Here is a 26,527-nt window from a genome sequence, read left to right as displayed (position 1 = left end):
CCCCGCCCGGGTGGCGCCCGCAGCGCGCCACCCGGGCACCCGGACGGAGAGACAGTGATGAACGAAGAACTCCCCATCGTCGAGATGCGCGGGATATCGATCGGATTCCCCGGTGTGAAAGCGCTCGACGGGGTCGACTTCCGCCTGTTCCCCGGTGAGGTGCACGCCCTCATGGGGGAGAACGGCGCCGGCAAGTCGACGTTGATCAAGGCCCTCACCGGCGTCTACCGCATCGACTCCGGGTCGATCGTCGTGACCGGCCAGGAGCGCAGCTTCACCGGAGCCGGAGACGCCCAGGACGCCGGCATCTCGACCGTGTACCAAGAGGTCAATCTGGCGCCGAACCTCTCCATCGGCGAGAACGTCATGCTCGGGCACGAGCGCCGCGGTCCGTTCGGCATCAACTGGTCGGCCACTCATCGCGCGGCCACCGAGGCCCTCAGCCGGCTCGGACTCGGACACCTCGACACCCGCCGACCTCTCTCCACCCTCTCGATCGCCCTGCAGCAGCTCGTCGCGATCAGCCGGGCCATGGCGATCAAGGCCAAGGTCCTCATCCTCGACGAGCCCACATCGAGCCTGGATGCCGCCGAGGTCGACGGCCTCTTCGCCGTGATCCGCTCGCTGCGCGACCAGGGGGTCGCGATCCTCTTCGTCTCGCACTTCCTCGATCAGGTCTATGCGATCAGCGACCGCCTCACGGTGCTGCGCAACGGCCGTTACGAAGGCGAGTACCTCACCCGTGACCTCGACCGGCACGCGCTCATCTCGACCATGATCGGCAAGGACCTCGACGCGCTGAAGTCGCTCGGCGGCAACCGTCGACGCGCACCCCGTGATGCCGAGGAGAAGCCGCTGCTGTCGGCATCCGGCATCACGCGTCGCGGCGCGGTCGAGCCCACCGACCTCGACATCCGCCCCGGCGAGGTGATCGGCGTCGCGGGCCTGCTCGGCTCCGGACGCACCGAACTCGCCCGGCTGCTCTACGGAGCCGACCGCACCGACGGCGGGACGATCGAGCTGCATGGTCGCCGCGTCGAGCTGAAGTCGCCCGCCGAGGCGCTCGCCCTGCGCATCGCGTTCTCGACCGAGAACCGCCGCGACGAGGGCATCGTCGGAGACCTGACCGTGCGCGAGAACATCATCCTCGCCGTGCAGGCCGAGCGCGGCTGGGCGCGGCCCATGCCCCGCAAGGAGCAGGACGCGATCGTCGAGAAGTACATCGCGCAGCTGAACGTGCGCCCCGCCGATCCCGACCGGATGATCAAGAACCTCTCGGGCGGCAACCAGCAGAAGGTGCTGCTCGGCCGCTGGCTGGCGACGCGGCCGGAACTCCTCATCCTCGACGAGCCCACCCGCGGCATCGACGTGGGCGCCAAGGCCGAGATCCAGGAGGCGGTGGCCGAGCTCGCGGAAGAGGGTGTCGCCGTGGTCTTCATCTCGTCCGAGCTCGAAGAGGTGGTCCGGCTGTCCGAGCGGATCGTCGTGCTGAAGGACCACCGCAAGATCGGCGAGATCCAGAACGGACCCGACGTCACCGCCCAGGTGGTCGTCGACGTGATCGCCGCGCACGGCGTGGAAGCGGCGGCCGAGACCCTCGACGAAGCCGACGGCGCGCTGCCGGATAGCATCGCTCACACCACTGACAAGGAGGCAGCGCGATGACCGCCGCAACCGGCTCCACCATCTGGCGCGACCTGATCCACAAGCCCTTCTTCTGGGGGATCGTCGCCATCGTCGCGCTGCTCGCCCTGAACGTGGTCAAGGACCCGACGTATCTGGCTGTGTCGATCAACCCGAACAACGGCAACCTGGTCGGCAACGTCATCGACATCCTGCGCCAGGCGGCGCCCATCATGATGATCGCCATCGGGATGTCCCTCGTGATCGCCACCGGTGGCATCGACCTCTCGGTCGGCTCGCTCATGGCCGTCGCGGGCGCCGTCTCGATGGAGTTCCTCAGTGCCGCCGACCCGTCGGCCGGGGTGGGGGGAGCCCTCGGCGCCGTCGGTCTCGCGCTGCTGATCGCCGGAATCCTCGGGGCGGTCAACGGGGTGCTCGTCGCCTACGTCGGGCTGCAGCCGTTCATCGCCACGCTCGTGCTGATGCTCGCCGGGCGCGGCATCGCCAAGGTGATCACCGGCGGTCAGAACACCACGGCGTCCAACGATGCGTTCCGCTGGATCTCGAACGGCTTCGTGCTCGGCATCCCGGTCGTGTTCATCCTGGCGGTGCTGCTGGTGCTCGCCGTCGGCTGGGTCGTGCGCCGCAGCGCCCTCGGCCTCATGATCGAGGCCATCGGCATCAACCCGCGGGCGAGCCGCATGGCCGGCATCAAGCCCAAGGGCCTCCTGCTGACGACGTACATCCTCAGCGGCGTGCTGGCCGGTGTCGCCGGCATCATGTCGGTCGGCAGCGTCATGACCGTCGATATCTCCCGCACCGGGTACCAGCTGGAGCTCGATGCCATCCTCGCCGTCGTCATCGGCGGGGCATCGCTCGCCGGGGGCAAGTTCTCGCTGAGCGGCGCCTTCGTCGGAGCGCTGTTGATCGCGACGCTCGACAAGACCGTCCTCTACCTCGGCATCTCGTCATCGGCCACGCCGGCATTCAAGGCGATCGTGATCGTCGCCCTGTGCCTGCTGCAGTCCGAGCGCATGCGCAGCTGGTTCCGCAGAAGACGCCGTTCCGCACCGGTCGAACCGGTCGCGCAGAAAGAGGAGGTGGCCGCATGAGCGTGGCGACGGCGGCTCCCGCCCTGAACGAGACCGAGACGCTCCTCGACCGGATGCGACGCGTGGTCACGGCGAACCCGTCGGTGCTGCCGACCATCGCCTCGGTGGTCATCTTCGTCGGCATGGTCGTGTTCGGCGAGATCGCCTACGGGCGCATCGTGCAGGCGAACACGCTCTCGAACCTGCTCATCAACAACGCGCACCTGATCGTGTTGGCGGTCGCACTGACCTTCGTCATCCTCACCGGTGGCATCGACCTGTCGGTCGGGTCGATCATCGCGCTGTCCTCGGTGGCCGGGGTGATGCTCTCGAACGCGGGCTGGAACGCGCTCGCCGTGATCGTCGCCATGATCGGGATCGGCGCGGCGTTCGGCGTGGTGTCCGGCGTCCTGATCCGATACTTCAACGTGCAGCCGTTCATCGCGACGCTGGCGATGATGTTCCTCGGGCGCGGGCTCGCGTCGCTGCTGAGCACCAAGCCGGAGCGCCTCGGCGAGGAGTCGCCGATCCGCTGGATCGGCGTGCAGCTCAAGATCGTCGACGGACCCAAGGTGAACGACCTCGTCATCACGCCGGCCGTGGTGATCGCGGTGATCGTCGTCGCAGTGGCCTTCTTCGTCCTGCACCGCACGCGGACCGGACGGACGGTCTACGCGATCGGCGGCTCAGAGAGCTCCGCGCTGCTGATGGGTCTCCCCGTGCACCGCACCAAGGTGCTCGTCTACGTGATCAGCGGTTCGCTCGCCGGACTCGCCGCCGTGCTCTACACAGCACGACTCGGCACGGCGCAGAACATCACCGGCATCGGGTGGGAGCTCGACGCGATCGCTGCGGCCGTGATCGGCGGCACGGTGCTCACCGGCGCCTACGGCTACGTGCTGGGCTCGGTCATCGGTGCGCTGGTTCTCGGCCTGATGAACGTGCTGATCACCCGTGATGGCGGCATCCCGCCGGAGATGACGACCATCATCACCGGCGGCATCCTGTTGGTCTTCGTGCTGCTGCAGCGCGCGGTCACTCGGAAGCGGGAGTAGTCCCGGGGGTCAGGCCGTCGGGATCCAGACCCGCATCGTGGACGGACCGCGCTGCGCCCAGTCGTGATACGGGACGAGCAGGGCCTCCGCGACCTCGCCGGAGGCGCGGTTCCGCAACGGCATCCGCACCCGACCACCGGACTCGACGGGCTCGCCGGCGACCACCGCGTCGACCACATCGGCGCCGAAGTCGAGAGACTCCAGAGCCAGCACCTCGGGGCCGCGCTCGACCACGACCGAGCCGCGCACGGCGTCGACGCGAGGATCGGGGCTCGTCACGCGGGCCGCCAGCGGCAGCGTCAGTTCGACGACATCACCGGTGCGGAAGGCACGGCGCACCTCGACCACGCCGGGTGCAGCCGGATGCTGCGCGCTCTCGCCGTCGGCGTCGACCCGCACCGTCGCGCCCGCTGCCCATGCCGGCACGCGCAGGGTGAGCGTGAACTCGGCGTCGTCCGCGATCGTCACGCGGATGCCGCCGTCGGCCGGGTACCCGGTCTCGATGTCGAGTGCGATCACGCGTCCGTCGGGCAGCGTCGTGCGCACGGATGCCGGCGCGTACTGGTGCAGCTGCACGCCCTCGTCGTCGGCCGTCGCGACATAGGCCGCGAGGCTCGCGAAGGTGCGCGCCACGTTGGGCGGGCAGCAGGAGACCTCGAACCACGGCGCGCGCAACGACGAGGAGGCGCGCTTCGACGTTCCCTCCGGGTCGGCCGGTGCCCCCGGAACCCGCTGGTGCAGGGTGTTCGCGTAGTAGAACGCCCGACCGTCCGGCGCGGGAGACGTCGCGACGACGTTGAAGAGGGTCCGCTCGATGAGGTCGGCGTGCCGGGCGTCGCCGGTCGCGAGCAGCAGCCGCCACGAGAACATGATCGACCCGACTCCGGCGCAGGTCTCGGAGTACGCGCGATCCGAAGGCAGCTCCCAGTCGGCGCCGAACGCCTCGTCCTGGTGGTGCGAGCCCTGGCCGCCGGTCACGTAGGTGCGGCGCTCGACCGTGCGGTCCCACTGCCCGCGCAACGCGTCGAGCAGCCCGTCGTCGGAGCGCTCGATCGCGACGTCGGTGGCACCGGAGGCCAGGTAGTTCGCACGCACGGCGTGCCCGCGCAGCGCCTCGGCTGCACGCACCGGCACGTCGTCCTGGAAGTACTCCTGGCCCCATTCGATCTCGGCGAGCGAACCGCGTCCGTGCCGTTCGACGAACAGGGCGGCCTGGTCGATGAAGCGCTGCTCGCCGAGCGCCCGTCCCAGCTCGGCGAGTCCGACCTCGACCTCGGCGTGACCGCAGATCGCGTCGCGGCCGTCGGCGCCGAACTCGCCGCAGACGAGCTCGGCCGCGCGTCGGGCGACCGCGACGAGTCCGTCGTCGGCATCCTGCCGGGTGCGGTGCCGAGCGACCGCCGCCTGGAAGAGGTGTCCGAGGCAGTACAGCTCGTGGCCCCACTCCAGATCCGACCAGCGCTCGCCCTGCCCCGGGCGCCCGAACTGCGTGTTCAGATAGCCGTCGGTCTCCTGCGCGGCAGCCACCCGGGAGACCACGGCGCGGAAACGCTGCTCGAGCGGGGCATCGGTCGCGGCATCCGTCCGTCCGATCTCCCAGGCGAGGGCCTCGAGGTACTTGTAGATCTCGGAATCCGCGAACTCCCGCCCGCGGCGCCCCTCGGGCAGTGTGCCCGCGGCGGCGAGATCGAAGTTGGGCAGCCAGCCCTCCGACTCCAGGCGCGATTCGATGTGGTCGAGGGTCGCCGTGCCGTTGACGGCCTGGCGTTCGCCCCAGAATCCGCCCGTGATGCGCACGTCGTCGAGGCCGAGGGGGCGCAGGCGCCCGCGCGTGGGAACCACCGGCGCAGCCGGTGCAGTGGTGTCGAACATCGTCATCCCTTGAAGGCGCCGGACATGAAGCCGCGCACGTAGTGTCGTTGGAGGATCAGGAACAGCACGATGCACGGGAGCGCCAGCACGACGACTCCCGCCTCGGTGGCGCCGTAGTCGACGACACCCTGCACCTGCCCGCGGAGGTTCGCGACCGCGAGCGGCAGTGTCATGCGGTTCGAGTCGTTGATGAGGATCAGCGGCGCCATGAAGTCGTTCCATGCCGTGAGGAACGCGAACAGCCCGACGGTGACGAGTCCGGGCTTGACCGCCGGGAGCAGCCCCCGCCACAGGGCGCCCCAGCTGGAGCATCCGTCGACCATCGCCGCCTCGTCCATCTCGCGCGGGATCGATTCGAAAGAGATGCGCATCATGAACATCGAGAACGGCAGCTGGAACATGGTGATCACGAGTGCGACGCCCACCAGCGAGTTCTGCAGGCCGACCGCGTTGAGGATCACGTACAGCGGGATGAGCAGGGTCGCGTACGGCACCATCAGGATCGCGAGGGTCAGCAGGAACAGCGCGTTCTTACCCGGGAACGAGAACCGGGCGAAGGCGTAGCCGCCGAGCAGCGAGATGAACAGGGTCAGGGCGACCGTGAGCACGGAGACGAACAGCGAGTTGCCGAGGTAGACCCAGATGCCCGCCTGGTACTCGCCGAGGGCGGCGTAGTTGCCGAAGCCCCAGCCGTCGGTCTGGCTGGTGCCCGCCATCGGGCTGACCGACGAGACGCCGGTCCAGATGAGCGGGTAGAGGAAGATCACCGCGAGGGCGGTCGTGAACACCCAGTACGGGATGCCGAAGACGATGCGGGCCGCTGTGGAGCGGTATCGGGGCGCTGTCGGCTGGTGGTCCGGCGCGACGATGGTGCGGGTCAGTGTCTGAGACATGCGGGTCAGCTCTCATCCGGACGCCGGAAGGCGCGCAACTGGAAGACGTTGATGACGATGAGCGCGAGGAGCACGATCACCGAGAGGGCGCCGGCGATGCCGAGGCTGTTCTGCCCCTGGAAGGCCACGTTGTAGATCAGCTGCACGACGGTCATCGTGCTGTTGTCGGGGCCGCCCTTGGTGAGGATGTAGAACTGCTCGAACGCGAGGAGCGACCCGGTCACGCACATCACGGTCGTGAGCGCGAACGTCGGCTTCAGCAGGGGCACCGTGATGTAGCGGAAGGTCTGCCAGCGGCTCGAGCCGTCGATGCGCGCGGCCTCGTAGATGTCGTCGGGGATGCCCTGCAGACCCACGAGCATCAGCAACATGTAGAAGCCGGCGAAGCGCCACACGATGAGGAAGATCGTCGACCACAGTGCGCCATCGGGGGTGCCGAGGAACGTGATGCCCCACGACTTCATGAGTCCGGCGAAGGGCCCGGCGATGGGGGAGTACAGCACGTAGAAGAGCAGCGAGGCGGATGCCAGGCCCAGGGCGCTCGGAATCAGGAACGCCGTGCGCAGGAGGCCCTTCCAGCGGGTCGACTCCTGCACGAGCAGCGCGAGCCCGAGACCCAGGCCGATCAGGAGCACGGTGGTGATGACTGTGTACAGCAGGGTGAAGCGGATGCTGTCCCAGAAGAGACGGTGATTGACGGCATCCACGTAGTTCTCGGGGAAGTTCAACCCCTGGTTCCCGCTGAGCAGCGGCCAGTCGGATGCCGACATCTGCAGCACGAGGATCAGCGGGACCACGAACAGCAGCGCCACGAAGATCGCGGTGGGGGCGGCGTACAGCCACCCCTGCACGGGGCCGCCGAATCCGGTGCGCGCGCGTCGGCGGCGCAGCGGGGGTGCGGTCGAGGTCATCGGGTTCTCTTTCGTCGGAGGCTGTCGCTTTGTCGAGGGGAGCGGCGGGCGGCGCGTCATGGCACCGCCCGCCGGGAGGATCACTGCCCGAGGATGGCGGTGATCTCGTCGTTGTCGGCGTCGACGGAGTCCTCGCCGTTCAGCACCCGGTTGCGCACGAGCGTGAGCCACGGGCTGCCCGGCGCGTTGAACGCCTGCTGGAAGTTCAGAGCCACGGGTGTGCTGCCCTGCGCCGCGACCTCGTTGATCGTGACCAGGCGGGGGTCGGCCGCCGCGTACTCGTTGTCGGCGAGGTCGCCGCGTGAGACCGCGTTGCCGTCCTTGGCGAGCACCTCGACCTGTGCCTCCTCGGACATCATCCAGTCGAGGAAGTTCCAGGCCTGCGCGGACTGCTTCGAGTCCTTCGAGATGCCGATGCCGTCGCCGCCGACGAACGTCGACACGCCGCCGTCGACACCCGGGATGCCGGCCACACCCGCGTCGAACTCCAGCGAGGGGAGGAGCGTCGCCGGGAACGGCATCACGCCGACCTTGCCCTCGCTGAAGGCCGCGGTCCACGTCGGGCCGGTCTCATCGGTGGAGCTCGGAAGCACCGCGCCCGCCTCTTCCAGCTCGGCCCAGGTGTCGTACACAGCCTGAGCCGCGTCGCCGTTCAGCAGCGATTCGGTGCCGTCGTCGCTCATGACCTCTTCGCCCGAGGCCCAGACCGAGGGGAACCAGGTGAAGACCAGGCAGCCGCCGCAGTTCAGACCCGTGGCGGTGCCGTAGGTGTCGGGCTTGTTCAGAGCCTGCACCGCCTGCGCGGCCTCGGAGAACTCTTCGAGCGTCGCCGGCGCCTTCTCGGGGTCGAGGCCGGCCTCGGCGAACAGCTCCTTGTTCCAGAACAGCATCGAGAGGTCGAGCGCGAACGGCAGCACGTACTCCTTGTCGTCGACGGTGCCGGCGTCGAGATGGCCCTGATTGATCTCGTCCTTGAAGTCGAGGCCGTCGATCTGCTCGGACAGGTCGGCGAAGAGCCCCTGCTGCGCCCAGTTGGGCACATAGACGATGTCGGCGGCGAAGAGGTCGGGCAGCCCTCCGGATCCGGCGGCCGCGCCGACCTTGGCGACGTAGTCGTCGTTCGGGACGACCGTGAGCTCGACCTGGTTCTCGTGCGAGTCGTTGTAGGCATCGACGAGCAGCTTGGCCTGGCGCTCGATGGGAGCGCGGGTCCAGAGCGTCAGCGTCGAACCGTCGTCGACGCCTTCCGCGGGGATCTCCTCGCTCGGGCCGGCGGTGTCGTCGCCGGCTGCGCAGCCCGCCAGCGGGACGGCGAGCAGGCCGGTGACGGCGAGGATGGTGGCCGTGCGGCGGAACGCACGGCGTCGGGTGATGTGCATGGGATTGCCTCCAGGACTCTTCGGTGAGTGGATGCGGTCGGCGAGCGACGGCAGTGTCGAGCTGAGGTGCAATTTCGAAAACTCCGAAACCGCTTTCGAAAGGTATATCGTGAATGAAGCGCGGCGGTCAAGCATCGCTCCGATAACCTTTCAGAAACGTTCAGGGGGCGAGATGGTCAGCAGCGGCGACATGGCGGGCAAGGCGGCGACGCTCAGCGACGTGGCACGGCATGCCGGTGTCTCGATCGCCACGGCGTCGAAAGCGCTCAACGACCGCGGTGATGTCGCAGCGGCCACCAAGGCCCGCGTCGTGGCCGCCGCCGCAGAGCTCGCGTTCACCCCGAATGCGATGGCCCGAGGGTTGCTCGCCGGACGCACCGGCACGGTGGGACTGCTCACCAGCGACCTAGAAGGCCGCTTCATGATCCCGATCCTCATGGGGGCGGAAGACGCCTTCGGTGCGGGGCGCATCAACGTGTTCCTCTGCGACGCCCGCGGCGACGCGATCCGCGAGCAGCATCACCTGAAAGAGCTGTTGAGCCGCCGCGTCGACGGCATCATCGTCGTCGGACGGCAGACCGACCCGCGTCCCTCGCTGGGGCAGGACATCCCGGTTCCGGTCGTGTACGCGTATGCGCCGTCGGACGATCCGCGCGACCTGTCTCTCACCCCCGACAACTACGCGGGAGGGCGCCTCGCGATCGAGCATCTGCTCTCGTGCGGGCGCCGACGCATCGCGCACATCTCGGGCGAACCCTCCTACGCCGCGGCGCAGGATCGCCTCGCCGGTGCCAGGGCCGCGCTCGCCGAAGCCGGGCTCGAGTTCGTCGGCGCCCCGATGCTCTCGGAATGGACCGAGCACTGGGGTCGGGATGCCGGAGCGCTGCTGCTGCAGCGGCATCCGGATATCGATGCGGTGTTCTGCGGGTCCGACCAGATCGCGCGCGGTGTGCTCGACTCGGCGCGGGACCTCGGGCGCTCGGTGCCCGACGACCTCGCCGTCATCGGCTACGACAACTGGGAGGTGCTGGCGACCAACGCCCGCCCGGAGCTGACCAGCATCGACGCGAACCTGCAGCAGCTCGGGCGTCAGGCGGCGCAGCGCGTGTTCGACGCGATCGACGGCGTCGACATCGGTGAGGGGTCGCACCATCTGCCCGTGCGCCTGGTCATCCGAGGCTCGACCATCGCTCGGCGCTGACCCGTTCCAGGCGCTTCGACGGGCTCGGCGACCCCGGCGCTGCCGGCGTCAAACGTGGTCGCGCCAGGAGTGCTGCGGGTCGTAGTCCAGGACCCGGCGCGCCTTGTCGATCGACAGCAGCGTCTCGTTCGGGCCGAACTCGCGGCGCCTCGGCACGTCCGGGAAGACCTCGGCGAGCAGTTCGTCGTTGGGCCGCGACATCACCGTGTCGGCCGCCGCGATGATGAACCGGTCGAATCCGGGGGCTGCGACCTCGAGCGACCGCTGCACCGCCTGGGCGCCGTCGCGGGCGTCGATGTAGCCCCACAGGTTCCACTTGCGCCCGAGGGCGTCGGCGTCGAACGAGGGGAACTCGGCGTAGTCCTCAGGGACCATCACGTTCGAGAACCGCAGGGCCGTGATCGACAGGTCGGGGTGCCAGCGCACGAGCTCGGTCGCGAGCTGCTCCTCGAGCGTCTTCACGAGCGAGTAGACGGATTCGGGGCGCGCGGGGTAGTCCTCGTCGACCGGCACGTAGGGCGGCGGCACGTCGAACGGCAGCCCCAGCACCGTCTCGCTCGACGCATACACGATGCGCCGGATGCCGAGGCGCACGGCCGCCCAGAATACGTTGAACGTGGCCGGCATGTTGTTGTGGAAGGTCGCGACGTCGGTGCGGATGCCGGGGGCCGGGATCGCGCCGAGGTGCACCACCGCGTCGATGCCGTCGTGCCTGTCGCCGACCGCCGTGAACGCGTCGACGACCTGGCCGTAGTCGGTCAGGTCGACCTGCACGAAGTCGGGGCCGCGGGTGCCGGTGAGGTCCATGCCGATGACGTCGTAGCCGTTCGCGCGGAGTTCGCGGGCGACGACGCGGCCGAGCTTGCCGGAGGAGCCGGTGAGAGCGATGCGCATGTCACCAGAGTGGCACGGCGGCGGGCCGAGTGGACCGGGCGTCGTACACTCGTCGGCGTGAGTGACACGAGCAGCGGCCGCAGCCGATCCATCGGCGTCCGCGACGTCGCCGCCCGCGCAGGCGTGTCCCGGCAGACCGTGTCGAGGGTGCTGAACGACCACCCCGACGTCGCCACCGACACCAAGGAGCGCGTGCTCGCCGCGATGGCCGAGCTCGGCTACCGCATGAACAACGCCGCCCGTGCACTCGGCACCCGGCGCTCGCGGACCCTGGGCGTGCTGGCCTCGGATGCGCTGCAGTACGGGCCCTCGCGCAGCCTCGCCGCGCTGGAGGCTTCGGCCCGCGAGGCCGGGTACTGGGTGAGCGCGGCCTTCGCGGATGCGGCGGATGTCGCGGCTGTCGTCGCGGCGGTCGACCACCTCGTCGTGCAGGGGGTGGAGGGGATCGTCGTCGTCGCCCCGCACGCCCAGACGCTGGAGGCGCTCGCCGCGCTGCGCATCGACGTGCCGGTCGTGACGCTGCATTCCGCCGGACTCGGCGCGACCGGACTCTCGGTGGATCAGGCCGCAGGCGCGCGGTTGGCGGTCGCTGCGCTCGCCGAAGCCGGGCACACCCGCATCGCGCACCTCGCGGGACCGGCGGACTGGCTCGAGGCGGAGTCGCGCGCCGAGGGGTTCGCCGCGGAGCTCGCCGCCCGCGGGCTGACGCCGGGACCGGTGATCGCGGGGGACTGGTCGGCCGGGTCGGGGTACGCGGCGGTCGAGGCGGTTCGCGGTTCCGGGGTCACGGCGGTGTTCGCGGCGAACGACCAGATGGCGCTCGGCCTGCTGAGTGCCCTGCACGAGGCGGGGCTCACGGTTCCCGGCGATGTCAGCGTGGTCGGGTTCGACGATGCCCCGGATGCCGCGTACTACTGGCCGCCGCTCACCACCGTGCGGCAGGACTTCGAGGAGCTCGCGCGTCGGGCCGTCGCCGCCGCGATCGGCGGAACCGAGGGCGCGGCATCCGCTCTCACTCCCATCGCGCCGGTGCTGGTCTCCCGCGCCTCCGTCGCTCCGCCCCGCTGACCGCCGCCCGCTCCCCGCCCGCTCCCCGCCCGCTCCTCGTCGCCGAGTGCACGGCCTGTTGTCGAGTGCACGGCTTGCTGGCGTGAACTTCCGGTGCGCTCGGCAGCTTCCCGTGCACTCGGTGAGAGGGGGCGGCGCAGGGGGCGAGCCTTGACGGACCGAGCGCTGCCGTGACAGACTTCTGTGACCGGTCACAGTGGCCGGATGCGAACCCAGAGGCAGCTGTGAGCGACGACGCCCCCACCTTCGAACCCGACATCGAGCACGCGATCGCGGTCGTCCGCGCGGATGTGGCCCGTCTGCACGGAGAACTGGTCCGCTACGGCCTGGTCATCTGGACGGGCGGCAACATCTCGGGCCGCGTGCCCGGCGCCGACCTCTTCGTGATCAAGCCGAGCGGTGTGAGCTACGACGACCTCACCGCCTCGAACATGATCCTGTGCGACCTCGACGGCAACGTCATCCCCGGCACGCCCGGCAGTGACCGCTCACCGTCGAGCGACACCGCAGCGCACGCGTACGTCTACCGGCACATGCCGACCGTCGGCGGGGTCGTGCACACGCACTCGACCTACGCCGTCGCGTGGGCGGCGCGGGGCGAGGAGATCCCCTGCGTCATCACCGCGATGGCCGACGAGTTCGGCGGGCCCGTCCCGATCGGCCCCTTCGCGATCATCGGCGACGACTCGATCGGCCGCGGCATCGTCGAGACCCTCAGCGGTCACCGCTCCCGGGCGGTGCTCATGCAGAACCACGGTCCGTTCACGATCGGCGCGGATGCGGAGGATGCCGTGAAGGCCGCCGTCATGGTCGAGGACGTCGCACGCACCGTGCACCTCGCCCGCGAGGCCGGACCGCTCATCCCGATTCCGCAGGCCGCGATCGACAGCCTGTTCGACCGATATCAGAACGTCTATGGCCAGTCCGAGGACACCCGCCGATGAGTGCGCTCGACGACATCCGTGAGGGGCGCACGAGCCTCGGCATCGAGCTGGGCTCGACCCGCATCAAGGCCTGCCTGATTGGCTCCGACGCGACCGAGGTCCTCGCCACAGGCTCGTTCTCGTGGGAGAACCGCCTCGAAGACGGCCGCTGGACCTACGCGATCGACGAGGTGTGGAGCGGCCTCCAGGCGGCGTACGCGGCTCTGGTCGACGGTGCGCAGGAGCGCCATGGCATCCGTCCCGACACGTTCGGCGCCATCGGGGTCTCGGCGATGATGCACGGCTACCTGGCGTTCGACGCGTCCGGCGAGCTGCTCGTGCCGTTCCGCACCTGGCGCAACACCAGCACGGGCGCGGCCTCCGCCGAGCTGGGGGAGCTGTTCGGCGTGAACATCCCGCTGCGCTGGTCGATCGCGCACCTGCACCAGGCCGTGCTCGACGCCGAGCCGCATCTCGCCCGGGTCGCGAGCGTGAACACCCTCGCCGGTTATGTGCACCACCGCCTCACGGGCGAGCGGGTGCTCGGGGTCGGTGATGCCTCGGGCATGTTCCCGATCAATGCCGCGACCGGCGCCTACGACGCGCGGATGCTGCACGCCTACGACGCCCTCGTCGGTGACCGTCTGCCCGCACCGGCGGCTCAGCTCCTGCCGAGCGTGCTCCCCGCCGGGGCCGCGGCCGGCACCCTCACCGCCGGCGGCGCCGCCCTCCTCGACCCGAGCGGCGCACTGCGCCCCGGCATCCCGCTGTGCCCACCCGAGGGTGATGCGGGAACGGGCATGGTCGCGACGAACTCCGTCGCCCCGCGCACCGGCAACGTGAGCGCGGGCACGAGCATCTTCGCGATGGTCGTGCTGGAGCATCCGCTGGCCGAGGTGCACCACGAGCTCGACCTCGTGACCACGCCGGCGGGCGACGCCGTGGCCATGGTGCACTGCAACAACGGTGCCAGCGAGCTCGCGGCCTGGGCGGGGCTGTTCACGCGCTTCGCCGCCGCGGCCGGCCAGCCGATCGACGACGATGCCGCGTTCGACGTCCTGTTCCGCGAGGCGCTCGAGGGTGAGGCGGATGCCGGTGGCCTCCTCGCCTACAACCACCTCGCCGGCGAGCCGATCGCCGGCCTGATCGAGGGGCGTCCGCTGTTCGTGCGCACCCCCGACAGTGCACTGACGCTCGCGAACTTCATGCGCGCCCAGGTCTACGGCGTGTTCGGCACGCTCGCGCTCGGCATGCAGGTGCTCGCGGCGGAGGGCGTGCAGCTCGACCGGATGTTCGCGCACGGAGGCATGTTCCGCACGGCTGGGGTCGCCCAGCGCTTCCTCGCCGGTGCGCTCGATGCTCCGGTCGCCGTCGGCGAGCTCGCCGCCGAGGGTGGCGCGTGGGGCATCGCCGTGCTCGCCTCGTACCTCGCCCATGCCGACGACCTCGCGCTGGCGGACTACCTCGACCAGCGGGTGTTCGCCACGGCATCCCTCAGCACCGCCGACCCCGACCCGGCCGATGTCGCCGGGTTCTCCGCCTATCTCGACCGCTACCGAGCGGGCCTGGCCATCGAGGCCGCCGCCGTCGAATCCCTGTAAGGACCGTTCATGACCCGCACTCCGCTCACCACCTCCCTCGACGGCTACGAGGTCTGGTTCCTCACCGGCAGCCAGCACCTCTACGGCCCTGAGACGCTCGCGCAGGTCGCGGCGCAGTCGCAGGAGATCGCGCGACTGCTCGACGAGTCGCCCGAGGTTCCGGTCACCATCGTCTGGAAGCCGGTGCTGACGGATGCCGCAGCCATCAAGCGCACCGCGCTCGAGGCCAACGCTGACGACCGCGTGATCGGCCTCGTCGCGTGGATGCACACCTTCAGCCCGGCGAAGATGTGGATCGCCGGACTCGACGCGCTGCAGAAGCCGCTCGCGCACCTGCACACGCAGGCCAACGTCGAGCTGCCCTGGGCCGACATCGACTTCGACTTCATGAACCTGAACCAGGCGGCGCACGGCGACCGCGAGTTCGGATACATCCAGACGCGTCTGGGTGTGCCGCGCAAGACCATCGTCGGGCATGCGTCCGACCCGCGTCTGCGCCGTGAGCTCGGCACCTGGCAGCGGGCGGCGGCCGGCCTCGCGGCCTCCCGCGACCTGAAGCTCGCGCGCTTCGGCGACAACATGCGCTTCGTCGCGGTGACCGAGGGCGACAAGACCGAGGCCGAGCTGCGATTCGGTGTGCAGGTGAACACGTGGGGAGTGAACGAGCTGGCAGAGGCCGTGGCCGCGGCATCCGCCTCCGACATCGACGCGCTCGTCGCCGAGTACGAAGAGCTGTACGAGGTCGTTCCCGAGCTGCGGCGCGGTGGCGAGCGGCACGAGTCGCTGCGTGACGGTGCGGCTATCGAGATCGGGCTGCGGTCGTTCCTCGAGGAGGGCGGCTTCGGTGCGTTCACGACCTCGTTCGAAGACCTCGGTGCGCTGAAGCAGCTGCCGGGCCTCGCGGTGCAGCGGCTGATGGCCGAGGGCTACGGCTTCGGCGCAGAGGGTGACTGGAAGACGGCCGTGCTCGTGCGCATCGCGAACGTGATGGGTGCGGGTCTGCCGGGTGGCGCGAGCCTGATGGAGGACTACACCTACGACATGACCCCGGGCGATGAGCTGATCCTCGGTGCGCACATGCTCGAGGTCTCCCCGTCGCTGACCTCCGCGAAGCCCACGCTCGAGATCCACCCGCTCGGCATCGGCGGCAAGGACGACCCGGTGCGCCTGGTCTTCACGGCCGACCCCGGCCCCGCCGTCGTGGTGGCGCTGAGCGACATGCGCGATCGTTTCCGCCTCACCGCGAACGTGGTCGAGAACGTGCCGCCGCGGGCCGCGCTGCCGAAGCTCCCGGTCGGACGCGCGGTCTGGAAGCCGCAGCCCGACTTCACCACGAGCGCCGCCGCCTGGCTCACCGCCGGTGCCGCCCACCACACGGTCATGTCGACCGCGGTCGGGATCGAGGCGTTCCGCGACTTCGCCGAGATGGCCGAGGTCGAGCTGCTCGTGATCGACGACAGCACCACGCTGCCCGAGTTCCAGAAGCAGGTCCGCTGGAACCAGGCCTACTACCGGCTGGCTCAGGGCCTGTGACGACGATGCCGCGCTCCGGCCGTCAGCTGCGGATCGCCGCGCACGGGTATGAGGCCGTGATCGCCAGCATCGGCGCGACACTGCGGACGCTCACGTTCGAGGAGCGCGATCTCGTGGTGCCGTTCGATGCGGATGCCGTGCGCCCCGGCTACCGCGGCGTGACGCTGGCCCCGTGGCCGAACCGCATCGTCGACGGACGCTACTCGTTCGGCGGAGCGGAGCAGCAGCTGGCGCTCACCGAGCCGGAACGCGCGCATGCGCTGCACGGGCTGCTCGCCTGGGTCGAGTTCGAAGACCGTCTGGTGCTCGACGACCGGGTCGTGCTGGCCGCCGTGATCCTGCCGCAGACCGGGTACCCGTTCCGTGTCGAGGTCGAGGTCGAGTACCGGCTCGATGCCGAGGGGCTGCAGCAGACGGTGACCGCGCACAACGTCGGGGCGGATGCCGCGCCCTGGGGTACCGGGCCGCACCCGTACCTCGTGGCCGGCCAGGGCAGAGTCGACGACTGGACCCTGCTGCTCCCGGCATCCGAGGTGCTCACGGTCACCCCCGATCGGCTGAGCCCGGTCGGGGTGGAGCCGGTGTCGCAGCATCCGGAGTGGGACTTCCGTTCGGCGCGCCCCATCGGCGAGGTCTTCATCGATCATGCCTTCACCGGCTTGACCCGTGACGGCGGCCCGGCCGAGGTGCGGCTGACGGCCACCGACGGTCGCGGTGTGGGGATGGTGTGGGACGAGCGCTGCCCGTGGGTGCAGGTGCACACCGCCGACACCCCCGCCGTCGCGGACACGCATCGCATCGGGCTCGCGGTCGAGCCGATGACGTGCCCGCCCGACGCGTTCAACTCCGGCGTGGATCTCGTGACGCTGGATCCCGGCGCGACGCACGCGGCGTCGTGGCGGATCTTCGCGCTGTAGCGGGACCATTCGCACCGCCGCCGCAGGGCGCGGGGGAGCATGGGGCACTAGCTACTTAAGCGCTTAGGTTACAGTGGACTCCTCACGAATCAGCGAGGAGGACTCCGCATGCGTACGACGTCGGATCTGGCAGGACGGTGGAGCTGGACGGTCGACGCCGAGGGGGACACTCCTGTCCCGGAAGAGGCCGCGCCGCTCGTCGGGAGGGCCGTCGACGCGCAGGTGCCCGGGGCGATCCATCTTGATCTGCGGAACGCAGACCTCATTCCCGACCCCTTCGTCGACCGCAACGAGGAGGCCGTGTCCTGGGTCGCTCGATGCGACTGGCGCCTGAGTCGCACCTTCCCCCGGTCGGGCGACGCGGAGCGGGTGGATCTCGTCCTCGACGGCGTGGACACCATCGCGTCGATCGCCGTCAACGGGCGAACCGTCGGACAGACGCGGAACATGCATCGTGCGTACCGGTTCGACGTGACGGCGGCGATCGAGGAGGAGAACAGCGTCGATGTCTGCTTCACCTCCGCATACACGTATGCCGAGCAGCAGGAACGTGCGCTCGGCGCGCGCCCCAGCGCCTATCCGCAGCCGTTCGCATTCATCCGGAAGATGGCCAGCAGCTTCGGCTGGGACTGGGGGCCGACCCTTCCCGGATGCGGGCTCTGGCGTGACGTCAGGATCGAGAGCTGGAGCACGGCGCGGCTCGCCGCGGTCCGTCCGTTGGTCGACGTCTTCGAGCAGACCGGCATCCTCACCGCTCACATCGACCTCGAGCGAACGGCCTCCGGCGCGAGCCTCCCGCTGCATCTCGAGATCGAGATCGCGGGGCAGGCCGTTCATGCCGAGGTGCCGCCGGGTGAAGAGTCGGCGACCGTCGTGGTCGCCGTTCCCGATGTGCAGCGGTGGCACCCGCGCGGATTCGGCGAACCCCATCTGTACTCGGTCGAGGTCTCACTCTGGTCGGAGCGAGAGCGGCTCGACGAACACCGCACGCGGGTCGGCTTCCGGACCGTCGTCGTCGATCGGACCCCCGATGCGCACGGCACGCCGTTCGTCGTCACGGTCAACGACCGCCCGATGTTCATCAAGGGCGTGAACTGGATTCCCGAGAGCGTCTTCCCCGGGGAGGATGTCGCCGACCGCGTCCGCACGCGCCTGGAGCAGGCGGCGGAGGCCAATGTGAGCCTCGTCCGGGTGTGGGGTGGAGGCGTCTACGAGAGCGAGGCGTTCTACTCCGCGTGCGACGAGCTCGGCCTGCTCGTGTGGCAGGACTTCCTCTTCGCCTGCGCCGCCTATCCCGAGGAGGAGCCGATCAGGGCAGAGGTGCTGGCCGAGGCCCGCGAGAACATCGTGCGGCTCAGCTCTCACCCGAGCCTCGCCCTCTGGAACGGGAACAACGAGAACCTCTGGATGCGCCTGGACAAGGATTGGGCATCGCAGCGGGGCGGGGAGCTCACCTGGGGTGAGCGGTACTACCTGGAGTGGCTGCCGGACCTCGTCCGCGAGCTCGACCCGACCCGTCCTTACACGGAGGGGAGTCCCTGGTCGGGCAGCGGGGTTCACGATCCGAACGACACGGATCACCAGACCTTCCATTCCTGGGATGCCTGGAACGAAGACGACTACTCGGTCTACCGCGACAGCTCTCCGCGCTTCGTCTCCGAGTTCGGGTGGCAGGGCGCCGCCGCCTGGCGGACGTTGCGCGATGCGGTCTCGGACCCCGATCTTCGTCTCGACTCCGAGAACGTCCGGCACCATCAGAAGGCCATCGACGGGCACGCGAAGCTCGCCCGCAATCTCGCCCGCCACCTGCCGCCGACGGACGACTTCGACCGGTGGCATCTGCAGACGCAGTGGATGCAGGTCGAGGCCGTCCGCACCGGCGTGCTGCATTGGCGCGCGAGTTGGCCGCGCACCTCGGGAACGATCGTGTGGCAGCTCAACGACCTGTGGCCGGTGACGTCCTGGTCGGCGATCGACAGTGCGGGCCGGTGCAAGCCGCTCTACTTCGCCCTGCGCGACATGTACGCACCGCGCGTGCTGACGATCGAGCCGCGGGACGGCGGGCTCGAACTGTGCATCATCAACGACGACGACGAGGCGTGGCGCTCCACGGTGGGACTCACGCGGCGGCGGGCCGACGGGATGGCTGCGGCGGAGCAGTCGCTCCCGCTCTCCGTGCCTCCGCGCTCGGTGACCCGCATCGAGCTGCCGCCGATCATCGCCGAGCCGCGGGATCCGGCGGAAGAGTTCGTGGTCGCCACTGTCGACGACCAGCGAGCCCTCTGGCATTTCGCTTCGCCGAGTGGCGCGCACGCTCACGCACCGCTGGAAGTCGCCGTCGCCGTCGTCGCCGGTGGTGTGGACATCAGCGTCCGCTCACGTCTCCTCGCGCGCGACGTGCTCGTCCAGCCGGATCGCCTCCATCCTGAGGCGACGGTCGATCGGGGCTTCACCACCGTGCTCCCGGGGGAGACCGCGATCTTCCGCGTCCGCGCGCCGGAGCCGCTCGACCCCGACTCGGTGCGGGAGGCGTTCGTCGTCTCCTCGCTGCGGGATATCATCGATCCCGACTGACGGGAGCTGCATCGGTGATGACGAGCGCTGCGCGGGCCCGGCGGGTCACGATCGCCGATGTCGCGCGCGAGGCGCAGACGTCGACCGCGAGCGTCTCCTATGCCCTCAACGGTCGCCCGGGGATCTCCGAGGCCACGCGGGAACGGGTGCTCGAAGTGGCGGCCCGACTCGGCTGGTCGCCGGCGAGCGCCGCGCGTGCCCTGGCGGGTGCCGGTGCGGACACGATCGGTCTGGTGCTCACGAAGGATCCTCGTGATCTCTCCGTCGAGCCGTTCTACATGCAGTTCATCGCGGGAGTGGAGTCGGCGCTCACCGTGCGCTCCCGAGGGCTGCTGCTCGAGGTCGCCGCTGACGCGGACGCCGAGGTCGAGGCGATCCGGCGTTGGCGCAGGTCACGGCGCGTGGACGGCGTCCTCCTCACCGATCTGAGGCCACACGATCAGCGGATCGCCGTCGTCAGGGAAGCCGGTGTCCCCGCAGTCGCGGTGGGCGATCCGAGCGCTGCGGCCGGCCTGACGACCGTGTGGACGGACGACGCCGCCGCGATGAGACAGGCCGTCGATCATCTCGCTGCTCTCGGGCATCGTCGCATCACCCGGGTCGCGGCGCCCCGACGGTATGCGTACACGGCCATCCGCGACGACGCGTTCGATCAGGCCGCCCGTGCGTGCGGGCTCGACCATGACATCGTCCGCAGCGACCTCTCGGAGGATGCCGGTGCGGTCGCCACGCGCGCCGTGCTCTCGTCGCCGCGCCCGCCGACGGGGTTGATCTTCGACAACGACATCATGGCTGTCGCCGCCCTGACCACGGCGCATCAGCGGGGACTGTCCGTTCCCGGCGATGTGTCGATCATCGCGTGGGACGACTCGCTTCTCTGCCGACTCGTGACGCCGGGGTTGACGGCGCTCAGCCACGATGTGGTCGCCCTCGGCGCAGAGGCCGCCCGACGCCTGCTCGACGTCATCGACGGTGCGGAGCCGGCCGTCTACCAGGAGGCGACACCGATGCTGCAGATCAGGGCCTCGACCGGTCCTGCGCCGACCGAGGCCTGATCCGTCGACGGCGGTCTACCAGCGAAGAGCGGGGTCCCACCGCAGCTGCACGCCTCCGCGCTCGAGGTCGCGCTGGAAGTCGTCCAGGTGCCGGGCATCCGCGCGCACCGTCGACGGCTCGACACCGTGGTCGAGACAGTACGAGGCGAGGGCCCCCACGGCCTCGCCGATGGACCATTCGACGGGCTGCAGCCGGTAGCTGCCGTTCGAGATGTGCGTCGTGCCGATGTTCTTGGCTGCGGGGAGGAGATTGCGCACGCGCTGCGGCAGAAGGGCGCCGAGCGGGATCTCGAACGGCTCCGGGAGCCCGCCGCCACCGGCGCTGCCGCCGGTCGTGGCGTGCCGGTCGATCCAGTAGTAGTGGCCGACCCCCACGGTGTCGGGATAGCGCTCGGCGCCCCTTCCGTCGCGGAGATCGCGGTCGAAGTCCTGCTCGAGGATCGTCCGCTCGGCCCGGATGCGACGGGATTCGCGGAAGTAGGGCATCATCGCGAACCCGTCGGGCGTCCCCGTGACCTGTGGCGCGAGGCGGAGCCCCGGCCAGCCGACACCGCCATCGGGTCGAGGAGCCTCCGTCTGCAGCCAGTAGAGCAGCGATCGACTCAGCGCCTTGGAGCGATCCCAGTGGACGGCGGCGTCGTCGACGCCGAAGAGCGGGCCCCCGACATAGTCGTTCATCGGCCAGTTCACGATGACGATGTCGCTCTCATAGGCGCCGTCCTCGAACTGGCGCCGTGCGGCGATGCGGCGGTAGTTCCACAGTTCCGGGGCGCCGTCCATGTTGCGGTGGTCGACGTCGATGGCGAAGGGGTCATCGTCGTCGTTCACCCGCAGCGTGTACTCGCGGGCGATGGAGCCGTCGTGCGCGGCGCGTCGGAATCCGAGCATCTTCTCGCCGTCGAGCTGCGGCGGCCGCCACTCGCGGAAGGTGTCGTAGTCGTCGGGGCGATCGATCGTGTGATCCTGACCGGCGAGGTGTTCGACCGCGAAGCACCAGGTGACGCTCTGCATGTCGAGCGGGTCACCGGCCTCCGGCGCACTGGGCTCCCCGGTCTCGCCTCGAGCCTCGCGGCCGGTGACGTATTCCACTCCGCCGAGCTCCAGGAGATCACCGAGCTCGGTCGCATCCAGCACGAACGGCGCGGACAGCTCGCGCGAGACGCCCTCGCGGTCGCGCACGGTCACCGCGGCGATGCGGTCACCGTCGGTGTGGACGGCGACAGGCGTGGTCTCGAGCATCAGAGCGAGTCGTCCGGAGGCCTCGTACGGCCGGAGGAGGTCGTGGATCACCGCGAGGATGACCTTCGGCTCGACGCTGAGCGGGCTCACCCAGGCCGCGCCCGGGTTGAGATGCCGGTCGGCTCTCGCGGCGGCGGTGAGCGGGTAGTACGTCCGGTAGTGATCCCGGACGAGGTCGCGGAACTGGGCGTAGCTGCGGTTACGACCCGTCGCCTCGATGCGTCGGTGCTCGTCGCTGGGTACGAGCTGACTCGTCAGCTGGCCCCCCAGCCAGGGGGTCTGCTCGGTCATGATGACCGATCTGCCGCGGCGCAGAGCGGCGAGGGCGGCGGAGACGCCGCCGACGCCACCGCCGATGATGAGAAGGTCGGCCTGCTGTCGTGTCACGGAAGAACACCTTTCTTTCCCGAGAACTCTAGGTAATTTTCTCGAACATGTCCAAGTAAAATCTCTAGAGGAGACGGGTTCGCCATAGAATTCCAGAACGCTGACTGAGTGAAGGGGTGCCCATGCGCGCGAAGGAGCGTCGACCATCGCTTGCCGAGGTGGCGGGTGAGGCGGGGGTCTCGATCTCCACCGTCTCGAAGGTCGTGAACGGGGCGCCCGACGTCGCTGCCGACACTCGCGTGCGGGTGGAGTCGGTGCTCCGCGACAAGCAGTACCTGTCGCCGAAGCAGCGCTCGCGGAGTGATCTGGCGACGGTGGTGGTCGTGCTCGCGAGTTCGAGCATGTCGTCCCCGCTGACGGTCGAGATCCTGCGCGGCACCATGCGTGCGGCGCACGAGGCCGGGCTCGAGCTCGTGCTGCTCGACCTTCCGGATGGGGCGCCCGCCGCCGGCTGGATCGAGCGGACCAAGCGCAACGGTCCGACCGCGGTCATCGCGCTGAAGTCGCGGCTGAGGACGCAGGAGCGGGCGAAGCTCGCGAAGAACGGCGTCCCCCTCGTCGAGGTCGACACCTACCAGCTGCCGGACAACGACTCGTATTCCGTGGGCGCCACGAACTTCGCAGGGGGGATGGCAGCGACGCAGCATCTGCTCTCGCTCGGGCATCGGCGCATCGGGTTCCTCGGCGGAGTCTCCGACACGCAGGCGTCGATCGCTCGCAAGCACGGACATCTCGCCGCTCTCGCCTCGGCCGGGATCGAACCCGGGGACGACATCATCGAAGAGGGCGACTTCACCTACGAATCCGGCCTGCAGGCGGCGGAGACCCTTCTGGGTCGACCGGGTCGCGTGACGGCGATCTTCGCGGCGAGCGACGCGCAGGCCGCCGGAGTCCTCGAGGCCGCGCGCCGCGCCGGCGTGTCCGTCCCGGATGAGCTCAGCGTCATCGGGTTCGACGACCAGCTCGTCGCGCGGATGACGGCCCCGCAGCTGACGACCATCCGGCAGCCCTCCGAGGCGATGGGCTCCTACGCGGTGGAGGTCGCCCACAAGCTGCTGCTCGGCACGACACCGCCGGCCTTCCATACCGACCTGGCGACGGAACTCGTCGTGCGGGGATCGACGGCACCTCTGCAAGCTATCGAAAATACTGCTTGATATTCTCGATAGTTCTGGTACTTTTTCTTTCAGCGCGCTACGAGGCGCGTCAATGAGTCCGAAGGAGTACTTCATGCGAGCTACCCGATCCCGAGGGGCTGCCATCGCGCTCACCGGAGTTCTGGCGGTGTCCCTCAGCGCCTGCGCCGGTACCGACAGCGGCGCCTCAGGCCCCGTCGACCTGACAATGGCGCTCTGGTCCTCCAACGAAGGTCACCTGGCGCTGCTGCAGGAGATCGGCGATGCCTACGTCGAAGAGCACGGCGACGAAGTCTCGTCGATCACTTTCGAACCCGTCACGAACCCGGACTACGTCGCCGGGCTGACGACGCAGATCGCCGGCGGCGACGTTCCCGATCTCGCCTGGATCCCGGAGGCGAGCGGTCCCGAGTTCGTCGACTCCGGGATCCTGCACGACGTGCGCGAAACCCTGGAGGACACCGACGGCTACGACCTCGACGACATCCTCCCGGCCGCGCTCGCGCCGTGGCAGGACGACGACGGAGGCGTCTACGCGTATCCGTTCTCGAACTCCCCCTTCGCGCTCTACGTCAACGATGACCTCGTCGCGGCCGCGGGCCAGCCGGATGTCGAGTCGCTCGTCGGCACTCCCGACTACACGTGGGACACGGTCGCGGACATCGCTGCGGCGGTGAACGGCGAGACGGGAGCGACAGGGCTGAACGTGCCCACGTTCAACCCGACGAACTGGAGCGCCGTGACCATGCTCGGAAATGCCTGGGGCGCCGCGCCGTGGTCCGAAGACGGCACGACCTGCGAGTTCGCCTCTCCCGAGATGATCGAGTACCTCACGTGGTACCAGGACCAGATCGACAGGGGAGCGATTCCCGCCGTCTCCGGCAACGCGGCGCCCGCCGCATTCGCGAGCGGCGACGTCGCCTTCAGCGTCGCTCAGCTCAGCCAGTCGGGGAGCCTCGACGACAGCTTCGAGTGGTCGTTCCTCCCGCTGCCCGCGGGACCGGAGGGGTACCACCCGATCGTCGGCCAGGCGGGCGTGAGCGTCCTCGAGCGCAGTGAGAACCAGGATCAGGCGGCAGGCTTCCTCGCCTACCTGACCAACCCCACGAACGCCGAGCTCCTCGCGCAGTTCTTCCCGCCGCCCCGTGAGTCCCTGCTCAACGTGGAGACGCTCTCGCAGGCAGCGCCGAAGCTCTCGCCCGAAGAGATCCAGTCGGCGATCATCGACGTGGTCCCCGACGCCTCGGTCAAGCCGCAGCACCCGGTGCTCTCCCAGTTCTCCGACAAGGTCCGTGCGGGTCTCGACCCGGTGTGGTCGGGCGGCGACGTCGAGACCGCGGTCACCGGCATCTGCGAGCAGATCTCGCCGACGCTCAAGGGCTGACCGCGTGACCGCACGCACCGTCGCGGCGAACGATCGAAGAGCCCTGCCGAGCCGGCGTCCCCGTCCTGACGGGGACCGCTGGCTCGGCGTGGCCTTCGTCGCGCCCCAGGTCCTCGGCGTCATCGTCCTCGGTGTCGTCCCCTTCCTCTTCGTCATCTGGTACAGCTTCAACGAGTGGCGTCCGCTCACCGGCGGCATGGAGTTCATCGGGCTCGACAACTACTCGCGTCTCTTCGCGGACCCGACCTTCTCGGCCTCTGTCGTCGCGAGCCTGCTGTTCAGTGCCGGCGTCCTCATCCTGAACCTCGTGATCGCCATCAGCCTCGCCGTGCTCCTCAATCGGCGGATGAAGGGCATCACCGGGTTCCGCACGATCTTCTTCTCGCCCGTCGTGGTGTCGGTCGTCGCCTGGTCGGTGACCTGGGGGTTCCTCCTTGCCCCGGATGGCGGCATCAACGGAGCGCTCCGGATGCTCGGGATCGACGGGCCCAATTGGCTGGCTGATCCCTCCACCTCCCTGATCTCGCTCGTCGTGGTGCAGGTCTTCAAGGGAGTCGGTATGAACATGGTGCTCTTCCTCGCCGCGCTGCAGAGCGTGCCGGAGGAGATCCGCGAAGCGGCGCAGCTCGATGGTGCGACGCCGTGGCGGTCGTTCTGGGCCATCACCGTGCCGATGATCGCTCCGACGATCCTGCTCACCGGCATCCTCACCACGATCGGCTCACTCGAAGTCTTCGCACCCGTGCAGCTGCTCACCGGAGGTGGTCCGGGGGATTCGACCAACGTCCTGCCGTTCCTCCTCTACCGCACCGCTTTCGTCAGCCAGCAGTTCGGCTACGCCAGCGCGATCGGTGTCGTGCTGTTCGCCATCATCCTGGCCCTGACGATGCTGCAGTGGACCACGCGACGAAAGTGGGTGCACGATGAGGTCTGAGACGTCGAAGGCGGCCCGCAGCCGCTCCAGGATCAACACCGTCGTGCTCTACGTCCTGCTCGTCGTGGTGTCGGTGCCGTTCCTGTATCCGACCCTGTGGATGTTCTTCTCGTCCTTCAAGCCCGCGAACGAGATCTTCCTCCAGCCGCCGACGCTGCTGCCCAGGGAGTGGACCCTCGACGGCTTCGTGCAGGTGTTCACCGCCCAGCCGTTCCTGCAGCAGTACGGGAACTCGATGTACATCGCGGCGATCGTCACCGTGTCGTCGATCCTGCTCTCGGCGATGGCCGGCTACGCCTTCGCGCGGATCCGGTTCCCGCTGCGCAACGCGGCCTTCACCCTGCTGCTCGCGGCGATGATGGTGCCGACCGAGGTGACGATCATCCCGATCTTCACGGCGGTGAACGCCATGGGGCTCAACGACACCCACTGGCCGCTCATCATCCTCCCGATCTTCGGGCCGACCGCGGTCGTCTCCGTGTTCATCTTCCGGCAGCACTTCCTCAGCTTCCCCAAGGACTACGAGGAAGCGGCCCGGCTGGACGGCGTCACACGGGCCGGGGTGTTCTTCCGCATCGCCCTCCCGTTGGCGACGCCGGCGATCGCCGCCGTCGGGATCATGGCGTTCCTGCGCTCGTTCAACATGTACTTCGAGGCGCTCATCTTCCTGCGCACACCGGAGAAGTTCACCCTCGGACTCGCGATCACCCGCTATCAGGACTTCTACGGCGAGCAGATGTGGAACACGCAGCTCGGCGCAGCGTCTCTCACCGTCGTCCCGATCCTCGTGGTGTTCCTCATCGCGCAGAAGCAGTTCGTTCAGGGCCTCGCTCAGACGGGGCTCAAGGGATGAGCTG

At 69.3% G+C, this 26,527-nt stretch carries 21 protein-coding genes; 15 read left to right on the top strand and 6 right to left on the bottom strand.

Going from position 1 to position 26,527, the window contains the following annotated elements; genetic code table 11:
• Positions 1 to 57: 57 nt before the first annotated feature.
• The 3 genes from OC372_RS10575 to OC372_RS10565 are packed head-to-tail and all read left to right on the top strand — an operon-like array spanning position 58 to position 3,769.
• Positions 58 to 1,665: a sugar ABC transporter ATP-binding protein gene (locus tag OC372_RS10575; protein ID WP_262001938.1), complete on the top strand. Its 1,608-nt coding sequence runs from the start codon at positions 58 to 60 to the stop codon at positions 1,663 to 1,665.
• The gene (locus tag OC372_RS10570; protein WP_262001937.1) at positions 1,662 to 2,735 is read left to right on the top strand and encodes an ABC transporter permease; all 1,074 of its coding nucleotides are present in this window, start codon (positions 1,662 to 1,664) and stop codon (positions 2,733 to 2,735) included. Before OC372_RS10575 ends, OC372_RS10570 begins: the two co-directional genes overlap by 4 nt.
• 53 nt (positions 2,736 to 2,788) lie before the next feature.
• Entirely contained in the window at positions 2,789 to 3,769 is a 981-nt protein-coding gene (locus OC372_RS10565) for an ABC transporter permease (protein WP_410054866.1), read from the top strand.
• Between the two features lie 9 nt (positions 3,770 to 3,778).
• Here OC372_RS10565 and OC372_RS10560 read toward each other — a convergent pair whose 3' ends face one another.
• The 4 genes from OC372_RS10560 to OC372_RS10545 all read right to left on the bottom strand — a co-directional run bounded on the left by OC372_RS10560 (position 3,779) and on the right by OC372_RS10545 (position 8,824).
• Positions 3,779 to 5,647 carry a glycoside hydrolase family 127 protein gene (locus tag OC372_RS10560; RefSeq protein ID WP_410054860.1) on the bottom strand — a complete coding sequence of 623 codons (1,869 nt, stop codon included), beginning with the start codon at positions 5,645 to 5,647 and terminating at the stop codon, positions 3,779 to 3,781.
• Positions 5,644 to 6,534 (bottom strand): carbohydrate ABC transporter permease, encoded by an 891-nt coding sequence (locus OC372_RS10555; RefSeq protein WP_262001932.1) that lies wholly within the window; start codon positions 6,532 to 6,534, stop codon positions 5,644 to 5,646. Before OC372_RS10555 ends, OC372_RS10560 begins: the two co-directional genes overlap by 4 nt.
• A 5-nt stretch (positions 6,535 to 6,539) precedes the next feature.
• Entirely contained in the window at positions 6,540 to 7,445 is a 906-nt protein-coding gene (locus OC372_RS10550) for a carbohydrate ABC transporter permease (RefSeq protein WP_029264422.1), read from the bottom strand.
• 80 nt (positions 7,446 to 7,525) lie between these two features.
• A complete protein-coding gene (locus tag OC372_RS10545) occupies positions 7,526 to 8,824 on the bottom strand; it encodes an ABC transporter substrate-binding protein (RefSeq protein ID WP_262001930.1) in 1,299 nt (432 codons plus the stop codon).
• Between the two features lie 172 nt (positions 8,825 to 8,996).
• Here OC372_RS10545 and OC372_RS10540 point away from each other — a divergent pair, with 172 nt between their 5' ends.
• A complete protein-coding gene (locus OC372_RS10540) occupies positions 8,997 to 10,025 on the top strand; it encodes a LacI family DNA-binding transcriptional regulator (protein WP_262001928.1) in 1,029 nt (342 codons plus the stop codon).
• 48 nt (positions 10,026 to 10,073) lie between these two features.
• Here the strand turns inward: OC372_RS10540 and OC372_RS10535 are convergent, their stop codons facing one another.
• Positions 10,074 to 10,919 (bottom strand): NAD-dependent epimerase/dehydratase family protein, encoded by an 846-nt coding sequence (locus tag OC372_RS10535; protein ID WP_091032067.1) that lies wholly within the window; start codon positions 10,917 to 10,919, stop codon positions 10,074 to 10,076.
• Positions 10,920 to 10,976: 57 nt separating this feature from the next.
• Here OC372_RS10535 and OC372_RS10530 point away from each other — a divergent pair, with 57 nt between their 5' ends.
• From OC372_RS10530 to OC372_RS10500, 7 genes are all read left to right on the top strand, one after another.
• Positions 10,977 to 11,987, top strand: a complete 1,011-nt coding sequence (locus tag OC372_RS10530) for a LacI family DNA-binding transcriptional regulator (RefSeq protein WP_091032324.1) — start codon at positions 10,977 to 10,979, stop codon at positions 11,985 to 11,987.
• A 224-nt stretch (positions 11,988 to 12,211) separates the two neighbouring features.
• A complete protein-coding gene (locus OC372_RS10525) occupies positions 12,212 to 12,931 on the top strand; it encodes an L-ribulose-5-phosphate 4-epimerase (protein ID WP_091032064.1) in 720 nt (239 codons plus the stop codon).
• Positions 12,928 to 14,511, top strand: a complete 1,584-nt coding sequence (locus tag OC372_RS10520) for a xylulokinase (RefSeq protein ID WP_262001923.1) — start codon at positions 12,928 to 12,930, stop codon at positions 14,509 to 14,511. Before OC372_RS10525 ends, OC372_RS10520 begins: the two co-directional genes overlap by 4 nt.
• A gap of 9 nt (positions 14,512 to 14,520) precedes the next feature.
• Positions 14,521 to 16,044: an L-arabinose isomerase gene (gene araA / locus OC372_RS10515; RefSeq protein ID WP_262001922.1), complete on the top strand. Its 1,524-nt coding sequence runs from the start codon at positions 14,521 to 14,523 to the stop codon at positions 16,042 to 16,044.
• 5 nt (positions 16,045 to 16,049) lie between these two features.
• The gene (locus OC372_RS10510; protein ID WP_262002103.1) at positions 16,050 to 16,961 is read left to right on the top strand and encodes an aldose 1-epimerase family protein; all 912 of its coding nucleotides are present in this window, start codon (positions 16,050 to 16,052) and stop codon (positions 16,959 to 16,961) included.
• A 108-nt stretch (positions 16,962 to 17,069) separates the two neighbouring features.
• Positions 17,070 to 19,535: a glycoside hydrolase family 2 protein gene (locus tag OC372_RS10505; RefSeq protein ID WP_262001920.1), complete on the top strand. Its 2,466-nt coding sequence runs from the start codon at positions 17,070 to 17,072 to the stop codon at positions 19,533 to 19,535.
• Between the two features lie 17 nt (positions 19,536 to 19,552).
• Positions 19,553 to 20,590: a LacI family DNA-binding transcriptional regulator gene (locus OC372_RS10500; protein ID WP_262001918.1), complete on the top strand. Its 1,038-nt coding sequence runs from the start codon at positions 19,553 to 19,555 to the stop codon at positions 20,588 to 20,590.
• Positions 20,591 to 20,605: 15 nt separating this feature from the next.
• Here the strand turns inward: OC372_RS10500 and OC372_RS10495 are convergent, their stop codons facing one another.
• The gene (locus OC372_RS10495; RefSeq protein WP_219860798.1) at positions 20,606 to 22,216 is read right to left on the bottom strand and encodes an FAD-dependent oxidoreductase; all 1,611 of its coding nucleotides are present in this window, start codon (positions 22,214 to 22,216) and stop codon (positions 20,606 to 20,608) included.
• Positions 22,217 to 22,338: 122 nt separating this feature from the next.
• Here OC372_RS10495 and OC372_RS10490 point away from each other — a divergent pair, with 122 nt between their 5' ends.
• From OC372_RS10490 to OC372_RS10475, 4 genes are all read left to right on the top strand, one after another.
• Complete coding sequence (locus tag OC372_RS10490) at positions 22,339 to 23,373, top strand: LacI family DNA-binding transcriptional regulator (RefSeq protein WP_029264434.1); 1,035 nt, start codon at positions 22,339 to 22,341, stop codon at positions 23,371 to 23,373.
• 73 nt (positions 23,374 to 23,446) lie between these two features.
• The gene (locus tag OC372_RS10485) at positions 23,447 to 24,736 is read left to right on the top strand and encodes an ABC transporter substrate-binding protein (RefSeq protein ID WP_262001915.1); all 1,290 of its coding nucleotides are present in this window, start codon (positions 23,447 to 23,449) and stop codon (positions 24,734 to 24,736) included.
• Positions 24,737 to 24,740: 4 nt separating this feature from the next.
• The gene (locus OC372_RS10480) at positions 24,741 to 25,670 is read left to right on the top strand and encodes a carbohydrate ABC transporter permease (protein WP_081859917.1); all 930 of its coding nucleotides are present in this window, start codon (positions 24,741 to 24,743) and stop codon (positions 25,668 to 25,670) included.
• On the top strand, positions 25,660 to 26,523 hold the full coding sequence (locus tag OC372_RS10475; protein WP_081859916.1) for a carbohydrate ABC transporter permease: 864 nt from the start codon (positions 25,660 to 25,662) through the stop codon (positions 26,521 to 26,523). The genes OC372_RS10480 and OC372_RS10475 overlap by 11 nt, the downstream gene beginning before the upstream one ends.
• Positions 26,524 to 26,527 lie beyond the last annotated feature (4 nt).

Origin of the sequence: Microbacterium sp. Mcb102 (genome assembly GCF_024519805.1) — a bacterium.
GTDB lineage: Bacteria > Actinomycetota > Actinomycetes > Actinomycetales > Microbacteriaceae > Microbacterium.
Note: the sequence above shows the minus strand (reverse complement) of the source record. Positions and strands in the feature narration are given on the sequence as shown.